The organism is Methylobacterium sp. WL1 (genome assembly GCF_008000895.1).
Classification (GTDB): domain Bacteria; phylum Pseudomonadota; class Alphaproteobacteria; order Rhizobiales; family Beijerinckiaceae; genus Methylobacterium.
The window spans coordinates 1,115,135-1,138,636 of sequence record NZ_CP042823.1; the positions used below are offsets into that span (position 1 = coordinate 1,115,135).

General features: G+C 69.8%; 21 protein-coding genes and 1 pseudogene. 12 read left to right on the plus strand and 10 right to left on the minus strand.

The features are described 5' to 3' along the window. Window positions 1-93: 93 nt before the first annotated feature. Window positions 94-937: pseudogene (locus tag FVA80_RS05725) on the minus strand (DUF1932 domain-containing protein). Window positions 938-1,057: 120 nt separating this feature from the next. On the opposite strand from FVA80_RS05725, the gene FVA80_RS05730 reads away from it, so the two are divergent. The 3 genes from FVA80_RS05730 to FVA80_RS32115 all read left to right on the plus strand — a co-directional run bounded on the left by FVA80_RS05730 (window position 1,058) and on the right by FVA80_RS32115 (window position 1,776). Next, window positions 1,058-1,345, plus strand: a complete 288-nt coding sequence (locus FVA80_RS05730) for a type II toxin-antitoxin system Phd/YefM family antitoxin (RefSeq protein ID WP_147898009.1) — start codon at window positions 1,058-1,060, stop codon at window positions 1,343-1,345. Window positions 1,346-1,410: 65 nt separating this feature from the next. After that, on the plus strand, window positions 1,411-1,533 hold the full coding sequence (locus tag FVA80_RS32110; protein WP_348644631.1) for a hypothetical protein: 123 nt from the start codon (window positions 1,411-1,413) through the stop codon (window positions 1,531-1,533). 21 nt (window positions 1,534-1,554) lie between these two features. Beyond that, window positions 1,555-1,776 carry a hypothetical protein gene (locus FVA80_RS32115; protein WP_348642423.1) on the plus strand — a complete coding sequence of 74 codons (222 nt, stop codon included), beginning with the start codon at window positions 1,555-1,557 and terminating at the stop codon, window positions 1,774-1,776. Between the two features lie 20 nt (window positions 1,777-1,796). Here the strand turns inward: FVA80_RS32115 and FVA80_RS05740 are convergent, their stop codons facing one another. Beyond that, complete coding sequence (locus FVA80_RS05740; RefSeq protein ID WP_147908402.1) at window positions 1,797-2,999, minus strand: pyridoxal phosphate-dependent aminotransferase; 1,203 nt, start codon at window positions 2,997-2,999, stop codon at window positions 1,797-1,799. A 156-nt stretch (window positions 3,000-3,155) separates the two neighbouring features. Between FVA80_RS05740 and FVA80_RS05745 the strand changes: the two genes are divergently transcribed. The 3 genes from FVA80_RS05745 (at window position 3,156) to FVA80_RS05755 (ending at window position 4,875) form a co-directional block, all read left to right on the plus strand. Further along, entirely contained in the window at window positions 3,156-3,446 is a 291-nt protein-coding gene (locus FVA80_RS05745) for a ribbon-helix-helix protein, CopG family (RefSeq protein WP_147908403.1), read from the plus strand. Further along, window positions 3,433-3,765, plus strand: a complete 333-nt coding sequence (locus tag FVA80_RS05750; protein ID WP_147908404.1) for a type II toxin-antitoxin system RelE/ParE family toxin — start codon at window positions 3,433-3,435, stop codon at window positions 3,763-3,765. Before FVA80_RS05745 ends, FVA80_RS05750 begins: the two co-directional genes overlap by 14 nt. Before the next feature lie 84 nt (window positions 3,766-3,849). Beyond that, a complete protein-coding gene (locus FVA80_RS05755) occupies window positions 3,850-4,875 on the plus strand; it encodes an LLM class flavin-dependent oxidoreductase (RefSeq protein WP_147908405.1) in 1,026 nt (341 codons plus the stop codon). Between the two features lie 90 nt (window positions 4,876-4,965). On the opposite strand, the gene cysN is transcribed toward FVA80_RS05755, so the two are convergent. From cysN to FVA80_RS05770, 3 genes are read right to left on the minus strand one after another with little or no spacing between them, the layout of a single operon-like run. Next, a complete protein-coding gene (gene cysN / locus FVA80_RS05760; RefSeq protein ID WP_147908406.1) occupies window positions 4,966-6,372 on the minus strand; it encodes a sulfate adenylyltransferase subunit CysN in 1,407 nt (468 codons plus the stop codon). Beyond that, a complete protein-coding gene (gene cysD, locus FVA80_RS05765; RefSeq protein WP_147908407.1) occupies window positions 6,372-7,322 on the minus strand; it encodes a sulfate adenylyltransferase subunit CysD in 951 nt (316 codons plus the stop codon). The genes cysN and cysD overlap by 1 nt, the downstream gene beginning before the upstream one ends. Continuing rightward, complete coding sequence (locus FVA80_RS05770; RefSeq protein WP_147908408.1) at window positions 7,319-8,131, minus strand: phosphoadenylyl-sulfate reductase; 813 nt, start codon at window positions 8,129-8,131, stop codon at window positions 7,319-7,321. Before FVA80_RS05770 ends, cysD begins: the two co-directional genes overlap by 4 nt. Window positions 8,132-8,399: 268 nt before the next feature. Here FVA80_RS05770 and FVA80_RS05775 point away from each other — a divergent pair, with 268 nt between their 5' ends. The 6 genes from FVA80_RS05775 to FVA80_RS05800 all read left to right on the plus strand — a co-directional run bounded on the left by FVA80_RS05775 (window position 8,400) and on the right by FVA80_RS05800 (window position 16,796). Then, the gene (locus FVA80_RS05775; RefSeq protein ID WP_147857649.1) at window positions 8,400-8,915 is read left to right on the plus strand and encodes an Lrp/AsnC family transcriptional regulator; all 516 of its coding nucleotides are present in this window, start codon (window positions 8,400-8,402) and stop codon (window positions 8,913-8,915) included. 110 nt (window positions 8,916-9,025) lie between these two features. Next, window positions 9,026-10,795, plus strand: a complete 1,770-nt coding sequence (locus tag FVA80_RS05780) for a flavodoxin domain-containing protein (protein WP_147908409.1) — start codon at window positions 9,026-9,028, stop codon at window positions 10,793-10,795. 221 nt (window positions 10,796-11,016) lie between these two features. Further along, window positions 11,017-12,858 (plus strand): NADPH-dependent assimilatory sulfite reductase hemoprotein subunit, encoded by a 1,842-nt coding sequence (locus FVA80_RS05785; protein WP_147908410.1) that lies wholly within the window; start codon window positions 11,017-11,019, stop codon window positions 12,856-12,858. 260 nt (window positions 12,859-13,118) lie between these two features. After that, a complete protein-coding gene (locus FVA80_RS05790; protein WP_246692277.1) occupies window positions 13,119-13,556 on the plus strand; it encodes a hypothetical protein in 438 nt (145 codons plus the stop codon). Further along, a complete protein-coding gene (locus FVA80_RS05795; protein ID WP_246692278.1) occupies window positions 13,499-14,326 on the plus strand; it encodes a TetR/AcrR family transcriptional regulator in 828 nt (275 codons plus the stop codon). The genes FVA80_RS05790 and FVA80_RS05795 overlap by 58 nt, the downstream gene beginning before the upstream one ends. Window positions 14,327-14,615: 289 nt before the next feature. Further along, entirely contained in the window at window positions 14,616-16,796 is a 2,181-nt protein-coding gene (locus FVA80_RS05800; RefSeq protein ID WP_246692279.1) for a TonB-dependent siderophore receptor, read from the plus strand. Between the two features lie 155 nt (window positions 16,797-16,951). On the opposite strand, the gene FVA80_RS05805 is transcribed toward FVA80_RS05800, so the two are convergent. From FVA80_RS05805 to FVA80_RS05825, 5 genes are all read right to left on the minus strand, one after another. Beyond that, entirely contained in the window at window positions 16,952-18,178 is a 1,227-nt protein-coding gene (locus tag FVA80_RS05805; protein WP_246692280.1) for a PepSY-associated TM helix domain-containing protein, read from the minus strand. Window positions 18,179-18,239: 61 nt separating this feature from the next. Further along, the gene (garD, locus tag FVA80_RS05810; RefSeq protein ID WP_246692281.1) at window positions 18,240-19,838 is read right to left on the minus strand and encodes a galactarate dehydratase; all 1,599 of its coding nucleotides are present in this window, start codon (window positions 19,836-19,838) and stop codon (window positions 18,240-18,242) included. A 14-nt stretch (window positions 19,839-19,852) separates the two neighbouring features. Beyond that, on the minus strand, window positions 19,853-20,623 hold the full coding sequence (locus FVA80_RS05815) for an HpcH/HpaI aldolase/citrate lyase family protein (protein WP_147908413.1): 771 nt from the start codon (window positions 20,621-20,623) through the stop codon (window positions 19,853-19,855). 187 nt (window positions 20,624-20,810) lie between these two features. After that, the gene (locus FVA80_RS05820) at window positions 20,811-21,701 is read right to left on the minus strand and encodes a LysR family transcriptional regulator (RefSeq protein ID WP_147908414.1); all 891 of its coding nucleotides are present in this window, start codon (window positions 21,699-21,701) and stop codon (window positions 20,811-20,813) included. 182 nt (window positions 21,702-21,883) lie between these two features. Beyond that, entirely contained in the window at window positions 21,884-22,975 is a 1,092-nt protein-coding gene (locus FVA80_RS05825) for a branched-chain amino acid ABC transporter substrate-binding protein (protein WP_246692282.1), read from the minus strand. Window positions 22,976-23,502: the final 527 nt, after the last annotated feature.

Here is a 23,502-nt window from a genome sequence, read left to right on the forward strand (position 1 = left end):
CTTCAGGCGCATCGGCCGCGGGAGACCGCTCGTGTAGAGAATGGCAGCCAAGCCGGCAACAGAGCGACGGCCGATTCGGCGCCCCCGCGGCGATCAGCGCGCCACAGCGGCCGCGGCGAAGCGCATCAGCGCGGCGATCTCGGTGTCCTCCGACCCCGCAGCCAGGCGCGCGTAAAGATCGGCAAAACCTGAAAACACCTGTCGCCCAGCCGCGTCCGGCCCGAGGAAATCGGCGATCTCGCCCATCTCGGGTGCCCAGCGATAGGCCTTCGGCGCCATGTCGGGCAGGGCCTTGGCGAACCGGGCGAGCAGCGCCGGTTCGTTCTCGGCGAGCTCGTCGAGCAGCGCGGCGCCGGCGCCGGCACGCTCGGCCGCCAGGACCATGAGGGCGGCCAGCGCCGTCAGGCCCTTGTTGAGGCCGGCATAGCTCATCTTGAGGCTGGAGGCCGCGCCGACCGGCCCGGGGCAGACGCGCAGGTCCAGCCCGAACGCGCGCAGGGCCATCGCCGGCGCGGTATCGTCCCCGGAGACGTAGACGCGGGGCCCCGTGCTGCCGGGCTTCGGCGGCAGGCCCAGGATCGCCCCGTCGAGGAAGGGCGCGCCCGTCGCCGCAACGATCCCAGCGATGCGCCCGACCGTGTCCGGACTGACGGCGTTGGCGTCGATGTAGACCGGCTTGCGCCGCGCCGCCGTGAGTACGGAGGCGAGGCGGTGAGCCAAGGCCTCCGCGTCGGCGGGCGGCACGATCGACAGCAGGATGTCGGCGGCCGCGAGGTCGGCCAGATCGGCATCGACCAGGCCGGCGGCCTCGGCGCGTGCCCGCTCGCCGCCGCGCTGCGCCCGCGAGCGCGGTCAGCACGCGGGCGCCGTGCTCGACCAGCCGCGCCCCGATGGCGCTGCCCATCGCGCCAGGGGCGATCACCGCGATGGTGGGCATGGGAGGCTCCGAAAATGCGCTGCCGGGACAATGGTAGCCGGCGCGCTCACGATGTCATCACGTGCTCCACGATCCGGGATCGCCTTTACGATCACACGGCACGCCGATAATCTTCCAAGCATGGCCCAACGTGCAGAGCATCCGCCCGAGCAGCCCAGGCATTGGCGCCTCCAGGACGCCAAGAGCCGGTTTGGCGAACTCGTTCGGCGAGTCAGGAGCGATGGCCCGCAGCATGTGACTGTCCAAGGCCGGGAGGCCGTCGTCGTGATCTCCGCTGAGGAGTTCCGTCGGCTCACCGGACCTGCGACGGGCCAGTCGCTCATCGATGCGCTGCAAGCCTCACCCCACCGGGACATCGATCTTGAGCCCGAATCTGTGGTGATGCCGGTTCGCGATGTCGGCTTGTGACTCGCTGGCTGCTCGATACCAACGTCCTGTCTGAGTTACGCCGTCCGCGACCCGAGCAGAGGGTCGTGGCCTTCGTCGCCGCCCAACCGCTCGACCCCCTCTTCGTGAGCTGTGTAACGCTCGCAGAACTCCGCTTCGGGATCGAGCGGCTCGCTGACGGAGCCCGTCGGACGGACCTGGCCGATTAGCTCGCGCACCGGCTCAGGCCGATGTTCGAGCGACGCATCTTGCCCCTCGACGAAGACGTGATCGTGCACTGGCGATTTCTGGTCGAAGAGGGCCGGCAACGCGGGCACACGTTCTCGCAGCCGGACCTGCTGATCGCCGCAACGGCCCTGGATGCAGGACTGACACTAGCCACGAGAAACACCTCGGACTTCGCGCAGACCGGCGTCCCGATCTTCAATCCATGGACCGGCCCGCTCCCTTGAGTCTTGCGTAGGGGCGGGACTTACCGCAGCGAGCCGCAGAACCGCTGGATGCGCCGGCAGGCCTCTTCCAGCACGGCGTTGGAGGTGGCGTACGAAATGCGCAGGTTCGGGCCGAGCCCGAAGGCCGAGCCGTGCACGGCGGCCACGCCCTCGGCCTGGAGCAGCTCGGTGACGAAATCCTCGTCGGTCTCGATGGTCTTGCCGGATTCGGTCTTCTTGCCGATCAGCGCCGCGCAGGACGGGTAGACGTAGAAGGCGCCCTCCGGCGTCGGGCAAGTCAGGCCGTTGGTCTGGTTGAGCATCGACACGACGAGGTCGCGCCGGCCCTGGAACGCCGCCCGGAACTTCGCCAGGTGGTCCTGGGGGCCGTCGAGGGCAGCCACGGCCGCCCATTGCGCGATCGTGCTCGCCCCGGAGGTCTGCTGGCCCTGGACGAAATCCATCGCCTTGATCAGCGTCTCCGGCCCGGCCGCGTAGCCGATCCGCCAGCCGGTCATGGCGTAGCCCTTCGAGACGCCGTTCATGGTCAGCGTGCGCGCGATCAGCTGCGGCTCGACCTGGGCCGGGGTGACGAAGGCGAAGTCGCCGTAGGTCAGGTGCTCGTAGATATCGTCGGTCAGGATGTGGACGTCGGGATAGCGCAGCAGCACGTCGGTGAGCGCCTTCATCTCGTCGCGCGTGTAGGCGGCCCCGGATGGGTTCGACGGCGAGTTGAGGACAATCCACTTGGTCTTGGGCGTCAGGACCCGGTCGAGCTCTTCGGCCTGAAGTTTGAAGCCGTGCTCCATGTCGGTGTCGGCGAAGACCGGCGTGCCGCCGCAGAGCCCGACCATCTCGGGGTAGGACACCCAGTAGGGGCGGGGGATCACCACCTCGTCGCCGGGGTTCAGGGTCGCCAGGAAGGCGTTGTAGAGCACCTGCTTGCCGCCGGTACCCACGATGGTCTGCGAGACCTTGTAGTCGAGCCCGTTCTCACGCTTGAACTTGCGCACGATCGCCTCGCGCAGGGGCGCGATGCCCGAGACCGGCGGGTAACGGGTCTCGTTGCGGTGGATCGCCTCGATCGCGGCCTGCTTGATGTGGTCCGGCGTGTCGAAATCCGGCTCGCCCACCGACAGGCTGATGACGTCGACGCCGGAGGCCTTCAGGTCCCGGGCCTTCTGAGTCATCACGATGGTCGCGGACGGCTTCACCCGCGAGAGGACGTCGGCGAGGAGAGCCATGATGTGTCGATCTCCGTGAGGGCGAGGCGATCTCGGGCGCCCGCGATGCGGCCGGGACCCTAGGCCGACGGTGCGGTGCGGACAAGGCTGCGCGGCAGCCCGGTTTTCATGCTAGGATCGTGCCGATCCGAAGAGGCCGAGTGAAGAGGCCGAGTCATGCCACCCGCCGAGACGATCAGCGTCACGCTGCCTCCCGAGACGGTCCGCACCCTGCGCGAGCGCGTCGAGGCCGGCGAATACGCCTCGCTCGGCGAGGTTTTGGAGGACGCGGTGCAGGCTTGGCAGAGCCGGCGCCAGGAGGATGCCGAACGTCTCGACGCGATGCGCGCCCGCATCCGCCGCTCCCTCGACGACCCGCGGCCGCCGCTGAGCGTCGAGGAGGTCCGAGCTCACATCAAGGCCCTTCATGCCGAGACCGTGAAGGCCCACCGGAATGCGACGCCTTAGGGTCGTCTTCCGTGCGGAAGCCGAGTTCGATCTGCTGCAGATCTACCGTTGGGTCTACGAGGCGAGCCGCGACCCGAGCGTTGCCGACCGGTTTCTGAACCGGCTCGTCAGCCGCTGTGAACGTGTCGGCGACGCACCTCATGGTGCTCGCCCGCGCGACGATTTGGAGCCCGGGTTGCGGACGGTATCGTTCGAACGATCCGCTGTGATCGCTTATCACGTCAACGGCGATCGGGTGGAGATCGTCAACGTCTTCTACGGCGGCCGAGACTTCGAGACCCTGTTTCAGGGCGGGGATCAAGCAGGCGGGACGAACTGAGAGCGACCTGCGTCGCGTGCAGCACGGGCATCGGCCCCTCGACGGGCCCTCGCACCGGCCAGCCCGCCTCCCTATCTCCCAACCATGACACCGCTCTCCGTCCTCGACCTCTCCTTCGTCAGCGCCGATTCGACCCCGGCGCAGGCGCTGCACGACACGCTGGCGCTCGCGCGCCACGTCGACGGTCTCGGCTACCGGCGCTACTGGCTGGCCGAGCACCACGCCCTGCCCAACGTGGCGAGCCCGGCCCCCGAGATCATGATCGGCCAGATCGCCGCCGCGACCCGGGTGATCCGGGTTGGATCGGGCGGCATCATGCTGCCGAACCACGCACCGCTGATGGTGGCCGAGCGGTTCCGAGTGCTGGAGGCCCTGTTTCCGGGCCGGATCGACCTCGGCCTCGGGCGCGCGCCCGGCACCGACGGGCTCACCGCCCGAGCCTTGCGCCGCCGGGAGGCGCCCGGCGAGGGGGGCAACGACGACTTCCTCGACCGCCTGCAGGAGTTGCTGTTCTGGGACGGCGGCTTCCCGGAGGGGCACCCGTTCGGGAAGATCCAGGCGAGCCCGTCCGGCGTGCCGCTGCCGCCGATCTTCCTGCTCGGATCGTCCGACTACAGCGCCCAGCTCGCCGGCGACATCGGCTGCGGCTTCGGTTTCGCGCAGCACTTCTCCGGGATGCCGGCCGAGGCCCCGATGCTGGCCTATCGCCGCCTGTTCCGGCCGACGCGGCTGGGCACACAGCCCCACGCGATCCTCGCGGTGGCGGCGATCTGCGCCGCCACCGACGCGGAGGCCGAGCGCCAGGCCGCGAGCGCCCGCCTGTCGACCCTGCGACGGGAGCGCGGCGAGTACCGGCCGCTGCCGAGCTTGGACGAAGCGCTCGCCTATCCGTATTCCGATGCCGAGCGGGCCCAGATCGAGCGCGGCCGCGACAAGCTGCATGTGGGCGGGCCGGAGACCCTGCGGGCGCGGCTCATGGACCTCGTGGCGCGGACGCAGGCCGACGAACTGATGATCGTCACGGCGATCCCCGACCAGGCGGCGCGGCACGACTCCTATACGCAGCTGGCGCAGGCCTGGGGGCTCGGCGCGGTCTCGGAAGCGGCCTGACGGTCAGGGACCCCAATGGGCTAGCCCGATCCCAGGGCTTCGCCCTGGACCCTCAAAAGTCCCGGACCCTGTGGATCCGGGACCTTGGCTTCAGCGCCCCAACAGGCGGCCGAGGCGACCGAGCAGGCCGGGGGCCTTCTCGTCAGGCGGTGCGGCGGAGGCCGCTGGCGCAGCCTCGCCCTTGGGCGCCAGGACCAGCCCGAGCGCTGCGGTGTCGGTCGTCTCGCGGTCGATCAGGATCAGGCTGCCGGTCTCGCGGTTGGCCGCGTAGGCATCCACCGCCACCGGACGGTCGAGGCGCAGGGACACGTCCGCGATGTCGTTGGCGGTGAGGCGCTCGGCCGGGCCCGGCTTGCCGGTCTCGGGATCGATCCGGGAGATGATCCGCTCGACGGTGGCGTTGACCGTGGCGGTGCCGATCTTGGCGAGCAGGCTCGCCCCCGGCGCCAGTTCGGTCTCGGCCGCCCAGAACAGACGGGCTTCGAAGCTCTCGGCGACCCGCAGGGGCGCGCCGGATGCCGCGATCACCTGCCCGCGGGAGGCGTCGATCTGGTCGGCCAGCACCAGGGTGACCGATTCGTCCTCGCCGGCCTCCGCAAGGTCGCCGTCGGCGGTGTAGACCCGCGCCACCGTCGAGGTCCGGCCGGAGGGCTGGATGGTGACGGCGTCGCCCGGGCGGACCCGGCCGCTGGCGATCCGCCCGCTGTAGCCGCGGAACTCGGAATTCGGCCGGTTGACCCATTGGATCGCCATGCGGAACGGGGCGTTGAGCGCCTCCGCGTGCACCGGAACGGTCTCCAAGTAGTCGAGCAGGGTGCCGCCGGTGTGCCAGGGGGTGGCGATGCCGGGCTCCACGACGTTGTCGCCGTTCTTGGCCGAGAGCGGGATCGCCTTGATCTCGGCGAAGTTCAGATCGCGGGCAAACTCGGTGAAGCCCGAGCGGATCGCGTCGAACGTGTCCTGCGACCAGCCGACCAGGTCCATCTTGTTCACCGCCAGAACCACCCGGCGGATGCCCAGCATCGAGACCAGCAGGGCGTGGCGCCGGGTCTGGCGGATCAGGCCCTGCCGGGCGTCGACCAGGATCACAGCCACGTCCGCGGTCGAGGCGCCGGTGGCCATGTTGCGGGTGTACTGCTCGTGACCGGGGGTGTCGGCCACGATGAACGAGCGCTTGTCGGTGGAGAAGAACCGGTAGGCGACGTCGATGGTGATGCCCTGCTCGCGCTCGGCCTGGAGGCCGTCGACAAGCAGCGCCAGGTCCATCTCCTGCCCCTGCGTGCCGTGGCGGCGCGAGTCGCGCTGGAGCGCCGAGATCTGGTCGTCGAAGATCTGCTTGGTGTCGTGCAGCAGCCGGCCGATCAGGGTCGACTTGCCGTCATCCACCGAGCCGCAGGCGATGAAGCGCAGCACGGCCTTGCTCTGGTGGGCGGCCAGGAATGCCTGATAGGTGGCGGCACGGTCGCTGAACGCGGTGGGAGCCTGGTGCACGGTCATCAGAAATACCCCTCCTGCTTCTTGCGCTCCATGGCGCCCGCGCCGTCCTTGTCGATCACCCGGCCCTGGCGCTCCGAGGTGCGCGCCGCCAGCGTCTCGCCGACGATCTCGGGCAGCGTGGCCGCGTCGCTCTCCACCGCGCCGGTGAGCGGGTAGCAGCCGAGCGTCCGGAAGCGGACGAGGCGCTGCTGCGGAACCTCGCCGGGCTCCAGCGGCAGCCTGTCGTCGTCGACCATGATCAGCTGGCCGTCGCGCTCCACCACCGGGCGCTCGGCCGCGAAGTAGAGCGGCACGATCGGGATTTTTTCCTGCTCGATGTAGAGCCAGATATCGAGCTCGGTCCAGTTGGACAGCGGGAACACCCGCAGGGACTCGCCGCGCTTCTTCTTCAGGTTGTAGAGGTGCCAGGGCTCTGCGCGCTGGCGCTTGGGATCCCAGCGGTGCTGCGCGGTGCGCAAGGAGACGATCCGCTCCTTGGCCCGGCTCGCCTCCTCGTCGCGGCGGGCACCGCCGAAGGCCGCGTCGAACTTGTACGTGTCGAGCGCCTGACGGAGCGCCTGGGTCTTCATCACGTCGGTGTGGACCTCGGAGCCGTGGCTCACCGGCCCGATGCCGCGGGCGAGCCCGTCCGGGTTGGTGTGGACCAGGAGGTCGAGGCCGAGCTCCTTCACCCGGGCGTCGCGGAAGGCGATCATCTCGCGGAACTTCCACGTCGTGTCGACGTGGAGCAGCGGGAACGGCAGGGTGCCCGGCGCGAAGGCCTTGAGGGCCAGGTGCAGCAGCACCGAGGAATCCTTGCCGATCGAGTAGAGCATCACCGGGTTCTCGGCCTCGGCGACCGTCTCCCGGAAGATATGGATGCTCTCGGCCTCCAGCCGCTTCAGGTGGCTGAGGCGGTCGGCGGAGGCGGGGGCGCCCGTCGGCACCGCGGCGGCGAGGGCTGCGCTCATCGGGCGAACTCCGGCTGGCGGGTCTTCACGTCTGGGGTGCTCTCGAAGATGGCGGGCTCCTGGCCCGGCTGGATCGACGCGGAGGGCTGCCCGACATGCAGGCCGCACTCCTTCTTCTCTTCCTGCTCCCACCACCAGCGCCCGGCGCGCTCCGGCTCGCCGAGCTTCACGGCGCGGGTGCAGGGGGCGCAGCCGATCGACGGGAAGCCGCGATCGTGCAGGACGTTGTAGGGAATGAAGTTCTCGCGCACGAAGCTGTCGACCTGCGCCCGGGACCAGTCGGCCAGGGGGTTGAGCTTGATCAGGCCGCGGGCGGGATCGAACTCGGCGAGCGGCGTCTCGGCGCGGTTGGCCGACTGGCCGGCGCGCAGGCCGGTGAGCCAGCCGCTCGCGCCGTCGAGGGCGCGGCCGAGCGGCTCGACCTTGCGGAACCCGCAGCAGGCCTGCCGGGCCGCCACCGAGCGCCGGAAGCCGTTGATGCCCTCGTCGCGCACGAAGGCCTCCTCGGCGGTCCGCTCAGGCGCGTAGGCGCCGATCCGGATCCCGTAGGCCGATTCGGTCTCGGCCCAGGTGTCGTAGGCCTCCGGGAACAGCCGGCCGGTATCGAGGGTGACGATCTCGACGCGGCCCTTCGCCAGCCCGGCCATCGCCAGCCCGTGGGTCAGCGCCTGGTCCTCGACGCCGAGGCTCGTGGTGAACACGAGCCGGCCCGGGATCTCGGCGGCAATCAGGTGGAGGCGACCTGGCAGATCGAGCCCGGACAGCCGCTCGGACAGGGACTCGGCCATCGTTCGGTCCGGACGGGTCATCGCGACATGTCCTGAGGTTGGTGCGTGGGATAAGGGCGCGGATCACGCCGCACCCAGTTGTCGTCGGGTCGAAATGTTCGCTATAACGAACGAAGTCAAGGCGGCTCGGGTGCTTGTCGGGCATATCCGGGTGGCCTGGCGTGCGGTGGCGCACCCCGTTCCTCCGCGCCCGAGACCCCGCACGACAAAAGATTCTTCTCGGCGGCCCTCAGAAACGCCTAAACTCCCCGCGCGCGGCCCAGCGTGGAAGGATCCCACGGAGACGACTTTGGACGCCATCGATCTCAAGATTCTCGCCTTGCTCCAGGCGGACGCGACCCTCTCCATCGCGGCGATCGGCGAGCGCGTCGGCCTGTCTCAGACGCCGTGCTGGAAGCGCATCCAGAAGCTGGAGGCCGACGGCGTGATCGACCGGCGGGTGGCGGTGCTCGACCCGGTCAAGCTCGGCCTCGGCCTCACCGTGTTCGTCTCGATCGAGACCGCGGACCACTCCCAGGAATGGCTGCAGCGCTTCGCTGCGACCATCTCGGCCATGCCGGAGGTGCTGGAATTCTACCGGATGGCCGGCGACGTGGATTATATGTTGCGCGTCGTGGTTGCCGACATGCAGGCCTATGACAGCTTCTACAAGCAGCTTATCGCGGTGCTGCCACTGAAGAACGTCACCTCGCGATTCGCCATGGAGAAGGTGAAGTCCACCACCGCCCTGCCGCTGCCGGCACCCCCGAAAACCGGCCGCCACCTCCCCGGCACCGGTCCGGTCCTCGCCGTGGTTGGAGAATGATCTTCTCTTTTATTGCGGCGCAACGAATGCAATATCCTAGTTCAGGCGCGTTCTGCAAAAAGAACGTTTTCGATTGACACCGGCCTCGTAGGCCACGACATGGTCCCCTGATGGCACGCCAGAATCTCCTTCCGCGCACCGCCCCGTTCGGCGACGGCGAGCGCGCCAGCCTCGATGCCGTGCTCGGCAGCGCGACGCCCGTGCAGCGCGCGTGGCTCGCGGGCTTCCTGGCGGGCCTCGACGCCGCCGGCGGGCAGCCGGCCGCCATCCCGGCCGCCCCGCCCAAGGCCGCCGAGCCGCTGACGATCCTCTACGCCAGCGAATCGGGGAACTCCGAGGCGCTGGCCGGCAACGTCGCCAAGCTGGCGCGCAAGCAGGGGTTCAAGCCGAAGGTCGTAGACTTCTCCGACCTCGACCTGGCGAGCCTGCCCAAGGCCGGCAAGCTGATCGCCATCGCGGCGACCTGGGGCGAAGGCGAGCCGCCGGCGCGGGCCGTGCGGGCCTACGGCGAACTGATGGGGGAGGGCGCCCCGCGCATCGACGGCGTCCCCTTCGCCGTCCTGGCGCTGGGCGACACCTCGTATGTCGAGTTCTGTGCCATCGGGAAGGCGCTCGACGCGCGCTTCGAGGCGCTGGGCGGCCAGCGCGCCGCCGAGCGCGCCGACCTCGACCTCGACTTCGAGAAGCCGGCCGCCGACTGGATCAAGAACACCCTCAAGGCCCTCGCCCCGGCGGAGACACCCGACAACGTCGTGGCGGTGGATTTCGCCCGCACCGCCGCCGGCGAGGACGACGAGGCCGAGCCGAGCCGCGAGCCGCTGGTGGTCGAGGTCGTCGAGCACGTGAACCTCAACTCGTCGCGCTCCGACAAGGAGACGATCCACCTGGCGCTGGCCTTCGAGGACGGCGCGCCCGCCTACGAGCCCGGCGATTCGCTCGAGGTCTTCCCCGAGAACGATCCGCAGCTCGTGGACGAGATCCTGAATGCCGCGGGGCTTTCGGAAGACGACGCGCTACGCGGGGCGCTGCTCGCCGAGCGGGACATCACCACGCTGTCGGCCGCCACGATCGAGCGCTTCGCCAAGGCGACCGGCCACGCGGACGCGCAGAAACTGATCGACAGCGGCGAGGCCCGGGCCTGGATCGAGGGGCGGCACCTGATCGACCTGCTCGCGACCTTCCCGGCCACGCTGACGGCCGAGCACCTCAACACCATCACCCGGCCGCTGCCGCCCCGGGCCTACTCGATCGCGTCCTCGCGCAAGGAAGTGGGCGACGAGGTCCACCTCGCCATCGTGGCGGTCCGCTACGAGACCCACGGGCGGACCCGCTCGGGCGTGGCCTCCGTGCATGTGGCCGACCGGATCCGGGACGGCGCCAAGCTGCGGGTGCGGCTGAAGCCGAACCGGCACTTCCGCCTGCCGCAGGATCCGGCCACCGACATCATCATGGTCGGCCCCGGCACCGGCGTCGCCCCGTTCCGCGCCTTCGTGCAGGAGCGCCGCGCCATCGAGGCCCCCGGCCGCGCGTGGCTGTTCTTCGGCGACCGGCACTTCCTGCACGACTTCCTGTACCAGCTGGAATGGCAGGAGGCCCTGGAGGACGGTTCGCTGACGAAGATCGACGTCGCCTTCTCCCGCGACCAGCCGGAGAAGATCTACGTGCAGAACCGCATCACCCACCACGCGCAGGAGCTGGTCTCCTGGCTGGAGGGCGGCGCCCATTTCTACGTCTGCGGCGATGCCAAGAATATGGCCAAGGACGTCCGCGCCGCGGTTGTGCGGGCCTACGAAATCGCCAAATCCCTGAGCCCGGCCGACGCCGAGGCGCAGGTTGCGGCCCTGGAGCGCAGCCACCGCTACCAGCAGGACGTCTACTAGAGCGTATGCCGACGGAGCACGGGTAGATCTGGGTTTCCAAAGGGCATGTCGCGCTTTGGTGGGTTGTCAGGGCGGAGCCCTGATGGATCGGGGCCTAGCCCCACACCGCAGGGCTCCGCCCTGCACCCGCAAAAGGTCTCGGACCTTTTGAAGCCGGACTTTGGGACTATCCCGCCCGCATCGGGGGGCGGAGACGTAGTCGAGACTTTGGAAGTGATCTCATGGACGACCACAGCCCCCGCGACGACGCCGACACCCGGGCCCTTGCGCAGACCCCGGCCGCCCGCGTCTACGAGACTCCGCCCAAGGACCGGCCGATCACCGATGCCGAGGCGGCCCGCGCGGCCCAGCTCGCCGCCAACGAGCACATCAAGATCGCCAGCGGCTATCTCCGCGGCGGCCTCGCCGACGGCCTGCTGAAGCACGCCACCGGGGCGATCTCCGAGGATGACGGGCAGCTCGTGAAGTTCCACGGGATGTACATGCAGGACGACCGCGACCTGCGCCCGGAGCGGACCAAGAAGAAGCTCGACAAGGCCTACAGCTTCATGATCCGCCTGCGCATCGCCGGCGGCGTGATCAGCCCGAAGCAGTGGCTGGTCCTCGACGACATCGCGGTGACGTATGCGGGCAGCGCCCTGCGGGCGACCACGCGCCAGACCTTCCAGTATCACGGCGTGATCAAGTCGAACCTCAAGCGCACGATGGCGGCCATCGACGCGGCCCTGCTCGACACCATCGCGGCCTGCGGCGACGTGAACCGCAACGTCATGGCGGCGACCAACCCGGCTCAGGCGGGCGCCCACAAGGCCGCCCACACCCTCGCCAAGGACATCTCGGACAGCCTGCTGCCGAAGACCAGCGCCTGGCGGGAGATCTGGCTCGACGGCGAGCGCGTGGTCGGCGGCGAGGAGGAGGAGGTCGAGCCGGTCTACGGCCGCACCTACCTGCCGCGGAAGTTCAAGATCGTCGTGGCGGTGCCGCCCTCCAACGAGGTCGACATCTTCGCCCACGATCTCGGCTTCATCGCCATCCTGGACAAGAAGAACCAGGTCACCGGCTGGAACGTCACCGTGGGCGGCGGCATGGGCATGACCCATGGCGAGCCCGAGACCTTCCCGCGCACCGCCGACGTGATGGGCTTCGTGCAGTCCGAGGACGCCATCAAGGTCGCCGAGGCCGTGATGACGGTCCAGCGCGACTGGGGCAACCGCAAGAACCGCAAGAACGCCCGGCTCAAGTACACGATCGAGCGCTACGGCCTGGCGGCCTTCCGGGCCGAGGTGGAGACCCGGATCGGCAAGGCGCTCGGCGAGCCGAAGCCCTTCACCTTCACCAACAACGGCGACCGCTTCGGCTGGACCGAGGGCGATGACGGCCGTCATCACCTGACCCTCTACGTCCCCTCCGGCCGGATCAAGGATTACGAGGACGGCCCGCAATTCCTCACCGGCCTGCGCGCGATCGCCCAGGTGCACGCGGGCGATTTTCGCCTCACCGCCAACCAGAACGTGATCGTCGCCAACGTGCCGGCGGAGAAGCGCGCCGAGATCGAGGCGCTGGTCGATCAGTACGGCATCACCAAGGGCGCGGGCGCGCTCCGGCGCAACTCCATCGCCTGCGTGGCGCTGCCGACCTGCGGCCTCGCGCTGGCCGAGAGCGAGCGCTACCTGCCGGATCTGATGACCGAGCTGGAGCAGAGCCTGGCCACGCACGGGCTCGCCGAGGAGGAGATCACGATCCGCTCCACCGGCTGCCCGAACGGCTGCGCCCGCCCGTTCATCGCCGAGATCGGCCTCGTCGGCCGGGGACCCGAGCGCTACCACCTCTATCTCGGCGCCGCCTTCGACGGCTCGCGCCTGAGCAAGCTCTACAAGGAGGACGTGGCGGCCTCGGACATCCGCGACACCCTGGATCCGCTCTTCGCCGACTTCGCCAAGGGCCGGAACCCCGGCGAGCATTTCGGCGACTACCTGATCCGCGCCGGGCACGTCGCCCGGACGATCAACGGGCCGGATTTCCACGACCGGACCGGGGCCCTCAAGCCGGCCGGGCACGCCTGAACCCGGCGCGCCTCCCAGGGCCGGGGCAGCGCCCTTGGCCCCGGGAGGCGCGGCTCGCCTGAGACCGGCTGGCAGAGCCCCGGGCGCGGAGCCGAGTACCGAGTGTCGAGTGACGGGGCATCGCACCGGTCGGACGGCACGATACAACCATCCAGAAACCATACCGACCGACGGCCCGCCCATCCCAGCCTGCGAGAACGAACGTTCATTGACGCGAGAATGAACGTTCATTACGACGGTCAGGCACGCAGGAGTGAGCCATGGCTCTGTCGCTCGAAGGTCGCTGGTCGGATCTGGATGAGGACCGGTTCGACCCGTCCGGAACCGGCGCGGCGCGCCTCCTCGCGACGGTCCGGGCTTTCTGCACCCCGTCGAACCTCACCTTCGCCGCCGTTCTGGTTCTCGCCTGGATGGCGCTGATCAGCTGGACCGGCGCGGGTCCGAAGGGCTGGCAGGCGCGCCTGTGCGCCGACATGAGCCAGACCGCCCAGGCCTGTGCGGCCACCATCCCCGCGAAGGACCAGAGCCGCGTCGCCGCGGTCGCGCAGTTCGCCCGTGAGCGTGCCGGCCGCCGCCGAGGCGCGCGGCGGCGGCCAGGCCGCGCGGCGCGCGCATCCTCGACGCCGCCGAAGCCTGCTTTGTGCGCAACGGCTTCCACCGCGCCACGATGCAGGACCTCGCCCGCGAGGCCGCGATGAGCCCGGGCAACTTCTACCGCTACTTCGAGTCCAAGGAGGCCCTGGTCGTCGGGCTGGTCGAGCGCGAGCGCGAGCGCGGCATCCAGCTCGTCGAAGAGATGGGGCACAGCGGCGACCCGCGCGCAGCCTTACTCGACCTCATCGCGCGGTACTTCGTGTCGATCACCCGGGAAGCCGCGGTGCTGCGCATGGAGATCTGGTCGGAAGCCACTCGCAACCCGGCCATCTCCGACCTGACCGCCCGGACTGAGGCGGAGACCCGGGACTGGTTCACCGAAACCTTCTCGGCGCTGGCCACCAGCCCGGATTGCGACCCGGAACGGCTCTACGGGCTGGTCGCCCCGCTGATGAAGGGGATCATCGTCGGCCGCGCGATCCTGCCCGATTACGATCCGGCCCCCGCGGTCGCCCAGCTCCACGCCTTGCTGGCGACCGGGCTCGACGGCCGCCTGCCGCGGGCCGCCCGGGCACGCCGCGACCGGACCGCTGACCCTCATCGGCGGACGAAACCGCAGGAACCGCCGGACAGGCCCACCCGGATCCGCGCCGGCAGGTTCGCCGACGGCGAAGACGGCACATCCGAGGACGTATCGATCCGGAACGGGCCACCGGGCGCGCTCACGCTGCGCGGCTGCCGGCTCGCGGTGCTGCGCAGCGCGCAGGCCCGGATATCGGTGAGGCGCGTCGCGCCGGGCCAGCCGCGACGGGCGCTCCGGGCGGCCCCCGATCCGAACGGACGGCGGCGGGCGCGAAGGACTCGGACGAAGTGAGCGCGCGCCTGATTCGAAGAGGCCGACAGGCGCGCATGTCGATCTCCGTCCCAGCATGATCCGCATCAACGCCTGGACGTGTATCTTGCCCATTTGCGCACGTTTAAGTCTGCATAATCCGCAAGGTTTAAAACCATTCCAAAGGGATGTGTGACGCACCGGACACGTCCGGTGAGTTCCTGCGGCTCCGAGGCATTCAATTACAATCACGCATTGAATCAGGCTGGCAATCGTACGCACAGACCAGGGCGCCTCGACGCGACGATCTTCTTAAGAATGACTCGAAACTATGCCTCAAGGCCGATCGATCCGCGCCGTCGTCGCAACTTTGGACCGCAATTGCGCAACCAATAAGCGATACGGGCTGGTTTTTACTCTGCTCGCAGCATCGACGACTGTCGCCCACGCACAATCCAGCCCGGTCCAGGATGAGGTCGTCCTCTCGGAACTGAGCGTCACCGGCACGGGCCCCGCGGTCGAGCGGGCGGACGGGCCGGTCGTCGGCTATCGCGCCACGCGCTCGGCGACCGCGACCAAGACCGACACGCCCCTGCGGGACTCGCCGCAATCGATCACCGTCGTCCCGCGCCAGGTGATCACGGACCAGCAGGACCTGCGCCTGACCGATGCCGTCACCAATGTCAGCAACGTCACGCCCGGCAGCACCGTACAGGGCCGCTCGCAGAACTACGTCATCCGCGGTTTCGCCACGCAGCTCTTCGCCGTCGATGGCATCCTGACCAATCCGGCGATCAACTTCTATCCGGTGGAGCGCGACCTCGCGAATGCCGAACGGGTCGAGGTGATCAAGGGGCCGGCCTCGGTGCTGTTCGGTCGGGGCGACCCGGGCGGAGTCGTCAACATCGTCACCCGCAGGCCGACCCTGGAGCCGACCGCGGACGCGAGCGTCCAGGGCGGCAGCTTCGGCTTCCGGCGGTTCCAGGGCTCGGTTTCGAGCGCGATCCCGTCCATCGACGGGCTGGCCGCCCGCCTCACCGTCGCCGCGCAGGAGGACCCGACCTTCCGCAATATCGGGGACAACACCAACCGGCGCGTCTTCATCGCGCCGGCGCTGAGCTGGACGCCGAGCGCCGACACGAGGGTCTACATCAACGCGGAGGCCACCAGCCAGCGCACCCAGTACGACGAGGGGCTCATCGCTTTCCGCGGACGCGTGCCGCTGGACAACATCCGCCGCTACTACGGCGAGCCGTCCTCGCGCTATTACGGCGAGGTCAACGGGATCACGATGCGGGCCGAACACGACGTCAACGAGAACCTGACGCTGCGGCAAGTCATCAACGGGCAATGGGGGGCGTTCAACCTGTTCACGGCCCGTGCCACCGGGGTGAACAACGCCGGGACCCAGGTCACGCGGCGCGACGCCTCGGTCGATTCGCATTTCGCAGCCGTGGATACGCAGACCGAAGCGGTGATGAAGTTCGACACGCTCGGATTCTCCCACACCGCCCTCGTGGGGTTCGAGTACACCAACGGCTTCCGCCACCCCTATTCCCAGCAGGGCACCTACACCCCGGTCAGCTTCCTCAACCCGGTCTTCGGCGGCACGCCCGGAGCTCTCTCGCTCCAGCAAGACCTGAAGCAGAGGCTCGAACTGTTCGGGTTCTACCTGCAGGACCAGATCGCACTCACGCCCCAGTTGCAGCTCGTGCTCGGCGCCCGGTTCGATCTCGGCACCCAATATTATTTCGCCCGCGTACCGGGCTCGAAGACCCAGCCGCCGGAGCAGGAGTTGTTCGGCGCCTCGCCGCGCGTCGGCCTGATCTATCGGCCGTTCGAGCCGCTGACGGTCTATGCCAGCTACGCCACGTCCTTCGCGCCGCAGACCGCGAACGTCCTCAACGTCGTCAACCCGGCGCCCGAGACGGGCGAGCAGCTCGAGGTCGGAACCCGCATCGACATCAACCCCGACCTGACCCTGAGCGCGGCCGCCTTCCGGATCACCCGGGACAACGTCGCCGGCAACGACCCCGTCAACACCGGCTTCTCGGTGATCACCGGCCAGCAGCGTTCGGAGGGCGTCGAGGCGGACCTGGCCGGCGAGATCCTTCCGGGCTGGAAGGTCATCGGCGGCGTCGGCTATCTCGATGCGCGGATCACCAAGGACAGGGTCTTCGCGGTCGGCAACCGCCTCGTGGGCGCGCCGGCCTTCAGCGGCAGCGTGTGGACGACCTACGATGTCCAGGCCGGCTCCCTGCGCGGTCTCGGGCTCGGCATCGGCGTCACCCATGTCGGCCAGCGCTTCGGCGACCTCAACAACAGCTACAAGGTCGGGGCGTACAATCGGGTCGACGCAGCCGTGTACTACGACATCGACGCGCATTACCGGTTCGCGGTCAACATCCGGAACCTGACGAACGCACGCTACATCGAGCAGCCGTTCAATCAGTTCAACAATACCCCCGGCGCGCCCTTCACCGTACTGGCAACGATCACCGCGCGGATGTGAGGGAGACCGGCCGAAGTCAGGGCTCCAGAAGGTCCAAGACCTTGTGCGGGTCCAGGTCAGAGCCCTGAGGGCGGGCGAAGCCCGGCTGCCTCAGGGGGCCCGCCCCTGAACGCCGTCAAAGGGCTGAGCCCTTTGGGAATCCGGTCTTCTCGGGTCTACGATCGGCCGGTGCCGCCGACGGACTCGCGTCGGGGAGTCGCTTCGCGGATGGGCACCGTGGCGCGGACCGGCGCGCGCCGGCGGGCCGCCGCGCGCCGCAGGATGTAGAGGGTCAGGCCGGTGGCAGCGAAGCCCGGCATGGCCAGCGCGGCCACGCAGAACAGCAGGGCGAACAGGTCGCCGAAGAACCGGCCGCGATGCACCTCCAGGATGGACTGGAGGATCTGGCGGCCAAGCGGCGTGTCGGCGGCGTGCTCGGCCGACAGGAAGGCGCCCGTGGCGGCGTCGTAGCGCGCCTCGCTGCGGGCGCTGAGGGACACGACACCCCGGGGCAGCCAGCGGATGCGGATCGCCCCCGTGTCGGCCCCCGGCAGCGTCAGGGTCACGAGGCCGGCCTCGTGACCCTCTCCGGTCCGGAACGCCGTCCAGGCACGGTCGACGGCGTCGGGCCGGGAGTCCGGCACGGGAGAAGCCTCCCGGTGGCCGGCCATGCGGGCCGGCTTCGCCCGCTCCGGTGTCCCGGCGAGCAGCCAGGTGGCGCCGTCCTTGAACGCCGGGTAGGACCAGGTCAGGCCGCTGAGCGCGATGACCAGGTAGACCGGCGTCAGCCAGGTCCCGGCCACGGCGTGCAGGGACCACCAGCGCGGCCGGCCCGGCCGCGACAGGCTCGGCTTCAGCCAGATCCGCCAGCGATGGATCTTGGGCCAGCGCAGGTAGAGGCCTGTGGCCAGGAACACGATCAGCGCCAGGGTGCAGGCGCCCGTGATGGTCCGGCCCCAGCCCTTGGACCCGCCGGGGATCAGCAGCCAGCGGTGCAGGTCCCGCACCGTCGCGAAGGCCGCCTCCAGCCGGACGGGGCCCAGCACCGCACCGTCATAGGGATCGGCATAGGCCGAGGGCGGCCGCGCCCGGGTCTCCGGGTCGCGGGCGAAGCGCACGAACACGCTCGCGTTCGGGTCGTCCGACAGGGTGAGGACGTTCACGATTCGGCCGCCCGCCTGCGCGTCGATCCGGGCGGCGAGGGCGGTGGGGGCGAGCGGCACCCGATCCGCCGCCTCGACCCGCGTCCGGTCGTGGTTGGCGAAGGCTGTGATCGCCTCCTCGTAGCTCATCAGCGCGCCGGTCAGGCCCATCAGCGCGAGCACGAACCCCGCGGTGAGGCCGAGCGCCCAGTGCACGCGGAACAGGACGGCCCGGGGGGTGGGAATCGGCAGCGGCTTCACGATGCCGGCTGCCTAGCAGAGTCCGGCCGCGCTTGCGACGCCGCGCCGCGCATGCCTGGGCTCAGGTGATCGGCGCCGGGTTGAACAGGGTCAGATCGTTGAACAGGCCCCAATGGTCGGACCAGGGCCGCTTGCGCCCGCTCGCCACGTCCAGGATCAGGTGGAACAGCTCCCAGCCGACCTGCTCGATCGTGGCCTCGCCGGTGGCGATCCGGCCGGCATCGAGGTCGATCAGGTCGGACCAGCGCTCGGCCAGCTCCGTCCGGGTCGCGACCTTGATCACCGGGGCCTGAGCGAGACCGTAGGGCGTACCGCGGCCGGTGGAGAACACCTGCAGGGTGATCCCCGAGGCGAGCTGGAGCGTGCCGCAGACGAAGTCGCTGGCCGGGGTCGCGGCGAAGATCAGGCCCTTCTCGCGGACCCGCTCGCCCGGCGCCAGCACCCCGGCGATCGCACCGGTGCCGGACTTGGCGACCGAGCCCAGGGCCTTCTCGACGATGTTGTTGAGGCCGCCCTTCTTGTTGCCGGGCGACGGGTTGGCCCGGCGGTCGGCCTCGCCCTTGGCGAGATAGGCATCGTACCAGGCCATTTCGCGGATCAGGGCCTGGGCCACCTCCGGGTTCTTCGCCCGGGGGGTCAGGAGGTGGATCGCGTCCCGGACCTCCGTGACCTCGGAGAACAACACGGTGCCGCCGCAGGCCACGATCAGGTCGGCGCAGTAGCCGAGCGCCGGGTTGGCGGTGACGCCCGAGAAGGCGTCGCTGCCGCCGCATTGCAGGCCGACCACGAGTTCGGAGGCCGGGCAGGTCTCGCGGGTGCGCCGGTTCAGCACCTCCAGGCGGGTTTCCGCCATCGCCATAATGCTGTCGAGCATCGCGGAGAAACCCCGGTGGCGCTCGTCCTGGAGCCGGACCACCCCGTCCCCGGCGGCGCCGCCGTCGGGCAGCAGGCGCTCCGAGACGAGCTTCTCGCAGCCCAGCCCCACGACCATGACCGCGCCGCCGAAATTCGGGTTCTGCGCGAGGCTCTGGAGGGTCCGGATCGGCACCACCGCCTCGGGGGCGTTGATGGCGACGCCGCAGCCATAGGCGTGGGTGAGGCCAACCACGTCGTCGACGTTGGGGAAGCGCGGCAGCAGCTCCTGCTTGATCCGCCGGATCGCCACGTCGAGGGTGCCGGCGACGCATTGCACGCTGATCGAGATCGCCAGGATGTTCTTGGTGCCCACCGACCCGTCCGGGTTGCGGTAGCCCTCGAAGGTGTAGCCCTCGAGCGGGGGTAGGGGCGCCGGCACCCGGGTCGCCAGCTCCAAGGCGTCGAGGGCGGGGGCGACCGGGGTCGCGACCCGGGATTCCTCCACCCAGGCGCCCCGCGGGATCGCTTGCGTGGCGATGCCGACCACCTCGCCGTAGCGGCGCACCGCGCCGCCCTCCGGGATGTCGGACAGCGCCACCTTGTGGCCCTGCGGGATGAACTCGACGAGCGCGAGCCCGTCCGGGAACACCGTGCCGGCCGGCAGCCCGAAGGCGTTGACCACGATCGCGACGTTGTCGTGCTCGCTCAGCCGGATCGTGCGCGGCGCGTCCCCGGCCGGGCGCTCGAGGTCCGGGCGATCCTGCGTCGGGCGATTCTGGGTCGCGCTGTCGATCTCGGCCTGCATCGGACGCTCCCCGCTCAGCCTTCGGTGCGGAAGCGCCCGGCCAGGGCCTCGGCGTTGCGGGCCAGCAGCCCCAGATCCGAGCCGACCGCGGTGAACCGGGTGCCGGCCGCGATGTAGCGCTTGGCCAGCTCCTCGCTCGGCGTGAGAATACCCGCATGTTTGCCGGCCTTCACGATCCGGCCGATGGCTGCCTCGATGGTCGCGACCACCTCCGGGTGACCCTGCTGGCCGAGATGGCCGAGGCTGGTGGAGAGGTCGCCGGGCCCGATGAACACGCCGTCCACGCCTTCGACGGCGGCGATCGCGTCCAGATTGTCCAGGGCGCGGCGGGACTCGACCTGCACGATCACGACGATCTCGGCCTCGCAGCGGGTGTGGTAGTCCGGGATGCGCCCGAACCGGGCGGCCCGGGGCGCCTGCGAGAAGCCGCGGATGCCGCGGGGCGCGTAGCGCGTCGCCGCCACGACCCGCTCGGCCTGCGCGGCATCGTCGATATTGGGAATCATCAGCGACTGGGCGCCGGCATCCAGGATGCGCTTGATGGTGATGGGGTCGTCGCTCGGCACCCGCACCACCGGGTTGGTGGCGTTCTCCATCATGGCCTGGAGCTGAACATAGATGTCCCGCAGGTCGTTGGCGGAGTGCTCCATGTCGAGGAGCAGCCAGTCGAACCCGGCGCCGGCGACGATCTCGGTGGAGATCGGGCTGGCGAGGCTGCACCACAGGCCGATCTGCTGGCGCCCCGCGCCGAGGGCGGCCTTGAAGCGGTTGGTGAGTCGGTCCACGGCGATCCCTCTCCTGGCGGCCCCGGCCTCTGCGGGCCGTCGGGCGCCCATCAGGCGCAGCCTTTCCGCCGGAGGTCAAAGCCAAAGGCTGGATCGATCGATGCCGCGGGCGCATCGATCGATGCCGCGGGCACTTGGATCATCGACGCCGCGGGCGCTTGGCTCATCGATGCCGCGGGCGCTTGGATCAGGCGGGGGGCAGCTCCGCCAGGATCGCGACCAACCGGGCGATCAGCGGCTCGTCCGCGTCCCGCCGCCAGGCCAGGACCAGCTCGGCGGGGCGGGGGGCCGGCAGCACCAGCGGCCGGAACGCCACGCCCTCGAAGCGCAGGCGCTCGGCCGCCGATGGCACCAGGGCGATGCCGAGGTCGGCCCGGACCAGGGCCAGGATCGAGTGGATCTGGGTCATCCGCTGCACGATCCGGGGCTCCACGTCCGCCTCCGTGAGCAGGCCGAGGATCAGGTCGTGGAAGTAGCGCGCCTCGTTCGGCGCGTAGGCGATGAACGGCTCGCCGCCGAGATCGCCCGGGGCGAGATGCGCCCGCGCCGCCAGGGGATTCCCGGCCGGCAGGGCCACCACCAGGGGCTCGGCCACCGCCCTCACCGCGATCAGGTCCGGATGGACAATGGGCGGGCGCACCAGGGCGGCATCGATGCGTCCAGCCAGCAGCGCCTCGACCTGGTCCCGGCTGACCATCTCGCGCAGGGCCAGCGTGACGTCGGGCAGCGCCCGCCGGAGGGCGGTGACGAGGCGGGGCAGGACATCGTAGGCCGAGGCCGCGGTGAAGCCGAGCTTCAGCACCCCCGCGCGCCCGGCCGCGACCTGGCGGGTGACGTGGGTCGCGGTCTCGGCGAGCCGCAGGATGCGCTGCGCCTCCGGCAGGAAGCTGCGCCCGGCCGCGGTCAGGCGGACGGATCGGCTGGTGCGCTCCAGGAGCTGCACGTCGAGCACCCGCTCCAGCACCTGGATCTGCCGCGACAGGGGCGGCTGCGTCATGTTCAGCCGGGCGGCCGCACGCCCGAAATGCAGCTCCTCCGCCACGGCGGCGAAGCACCGGAGCTGGCTGAAGTCGAACATCGGATCTCCCCTGCGCGCCGGGACGCGGAGGGGAGATCATAAGGCCTCTGCGCCCCTCAGTCGTTCGGCCGATAGAGGTACCGGCCCGCCGGATCCGCGCCGAGGTCCGGGGATCCCGAAGGGCCCACAGCCCTTTGGCGGGGCTCGGGGCGCGGAGCCCCGAAATTCGCGGGGCTCCGGTTTTACGGCGCCAGCTCGTTGCCGGCGTAGTCGATCTTCCCGTCGGCGCCCTTCTTCCAGGCGTAGATCACGTAGTCGGGCCGGGTGAGGTCGCCCTTCTTGTCGTACACGATCGGGCCGACCACGGTCTCGATCGTCTTGCCCTGGTGCAGCCAGTCGGCCAGCACCTTGCCCTCTATCGAGCCGGTCTCGGTGGCGGCCTTGGCCAGCACCTGCACGGCCGCGTAGGCATAGAGCGTGTAGGCGTCGGGATCGATGTTCTTGGCCTTGAACGCCGCGACCACGGGCTGGGCATTCGGGTTCTTCCGGGCGTCCGGCGAGAAGGTCATCAGCGTGCCCTCGGCGCCATCGCCGGCGATCTGCACGAACTCTTTCGGGGCGAGGCCGTCGCCGCCCACCAGGGTCGCCTTCAGGCCCTGGTCGCGCATCTGGCGCAGGATCAGCCCGGCCTCCGTGTGGAACCCACCGTAATAGACCACGTCGACGTTGGCCGACTTCAGCTTGGACACGAGCGCCGAGTAATCCTTCTCGGCCGGGTTGACGCCCTCGAACAGCACCTCCTTGGCGCCCTTGGCCTTGAGCGTCATCTGCGTCTCCTGCGCCAAACCCTTGCCGTAGGACGACTTGTCGTGGACGAAGGCGATCCGCTTGCCCTTGAAGTGATCGGCCAGATACGCGCCGGCCACCACGCCCTGCTGGTCGTCGCGACCGCAGGTGCGGAAGGTGTTCCACATCCCGCGCTCGGTGAACTTCACGTTGGTGGAGGACGGCGTGACCTGGACGATGCCGGCGTCGAGGTAGACGTCGGAGGCCGGGATCGACACGCTGGAGGCGAAGGCACCGACCACCATCGTCACGCCGTCCGCGGCGAGCTTGTTGGCGATCGACACGCCCTGCTTCGGGTCGGAGGCGTCGTCGCCGTAGATCGGCTCGAACGGCCGGCCCTTGATGCCGCCGGCTTTGTTGATGTCCTCGATCGCCTGGCTGACGCCGTTCTTCACCTGCACGCCGAAAGCTGCATACGGCCCGGTCACGCCGGCCGAGACACCGATCTTGATCGGTCCGCCTTTATCCTGGGCCTGTGCAGTGCCCATCGTCAGAAGACCAAAAATGGTTATCGACAGTATTTTCTTCATGACCGCCCCCGCGCTCGAAGTCCAATCCGACCCGGCAGCCTGATGCAATGTTTCGGCCAGACCCAACGACCGCGCATCGACCTGCCGCGACGCGGGCGTAAGCCTGTTTTCAACCCGCCGCGCCGTCAAGGCCGCAAGCATAGGGATGCGCCGCACGGTCCCGATCTGAAACCGATCTGGACCCTGTCACCCCGCATTCGGCGCCGAACGGCGCGGGCGTACCCCCGATCCTGGCCGGGGACGCTGCGGGATCGATCGACCTGACGGCGGCGCAGGATCGATGATTCGACGGACGGGCGCGTCCGGACGAGACGCGTCGGGCGCGACGGCCGTGCCGCCCCTCGGGTCCGGAGGCCGTGCGAGGGCGCGGCCCCCCGCCCCGGCAGAACGCTGCCGAGGCTCTTCCATCGATCTCCCCGGCGCCCGGCGCCGAGAGGCTCTGTTGTGGCGAGCGCGGTGTGGGACCGGGCGCGGCGCCTCCCGGC